Here is a 1,290-nt window from a genome sequence, read left to right on the forward strand (position 1 = left end):
TTGATATCATGCTGCTAATCGCCCTGATGCTTCAACTAACATGTTGGCTTACGGGCGTTCATGCTCAGAAACAAGGTTGGGACAAGCACTTCCAGGCTAACACAGTCAGAAATCGAAACGTACTCTCAACAGTTCGCTTAGGCATGGAAGTTTTGCGGCATTCTGGCTACACAATAACAAGGGAAGACTTACTCGTGGCTGCAACCCTACTAGCTCAAAATTTATTCACACATGGTTACGCTTTGGGGAAATTATGAGGGGATCTCTCAGGGCTAAGCCCTTAACAGCATTATCAATCTGTCTTGTATAAGGCTGTAACTGATGATACACCGTCAGTTCTTTTTTTAGCTCTGTCACCATAACGCTTTTTGCACCGGCTCGAAGCTGGCTTAAGGAGAGCCCATCTTTGTCATCGATAATAGTATTTAGAAATCCGTGTAGTTCAGATGAAACATGAATACGAAGCTTATTATTTAACGCCTTCTTGACCTGTTGGATAACACGACTGATAAGCTTTTGTAAGACAGTATATTTAGGGATGGCAATTCTATGCGTTGCTAGATATTCAGCGGCTGCATCGAATAGATAACGAGGCTCAAGCCAAGCTTTGCCGACCATAACAAGATGTTCGTACAGCGGCGCAAAGTGCAGACTTTCGTCCCATTTCTGATAGTTTAATAACCTCAGTATTCTTTGATATATACGGTCACGCTGCATCTTATTAATGCTGAAAGGCCTGATCCCTTTGCCTCCTTGAACTTGCGTTGAAATAAACTGCATATCGTCAAAGATGAGGTTAAAGCTAGGTGAAAGAATCACAGGCTTAGACTTAAAATACCCTAATAACGCAATGAAATAGCATCGGTGGTTCCTTAGGCGAATACTTTTCAACTCTGTTAACTCGATCTCGTTTGGCGTAAAATACAATCGTTGTTGTTCAAGTGATAATAGCGGCGGAGAATATAGATCAAGCTGCTCAGCTTTGGTAAGAATTGATAGTTCGTTTTTAATTAAATTAAGTTTAAGGGGTTGTTAACCTCATAATTTGCCATACTTTGGAGAAGTAACCCACCTTTGTATGCCTTTAAATATGGTGAGTATGGCGATTTATGTTACTTTAGAGGGGAAAATCCCTAGAACCCCTATCTGGAACGGCAAGGCCTGCTGGAACGGGATGTCGAAAACAGCTATCTGGCCTCGGATGCGGTGGATGACGACCCGATGACACCCCTGCTGGGGCACTCGATCACTTACCGTATCGCTGTCGGTTCACAGGCGGGGCGAAAGGTG

At 43.3% G+C, this 1,290-nt stretch carries 2 pseudogenes; one reads left to right on the forward strand and one right to left on the reverse strand.

Annotated features, from left to right (window positions below):
- Positions 1-257: pseudogene (locus tag DZ860_RS23715) on the forward strand (IS4 family transposase); the annotation flags it as partial.
- Between the two features lie 10 nt (positions 258-267).
- On the opposite strand, the pseudogene DZ860_RS23720 reads toward DZ860_RS23715, so the two are convergent.
- Positions 268-1,011, reverse strand: a pseudogene (locus DZ860_RS23720) (DUF4158 domain-containing protein); the annotation flags it as partial.
- Between the last annotated feature and the right edge of the window lie 279 nt (positions 1,012-1,290).

The sequence above is a fragment of the Vibrio sinensis genome, from assembly GCF_003605645.1.
Taxonomy (GTDB): domain Bacteria; phylum Pseudomonadota; class Gammaproteobacteria; order Enterobacterales; family Vibrionaceae; genus Vibrio; species Vibrio sinensis.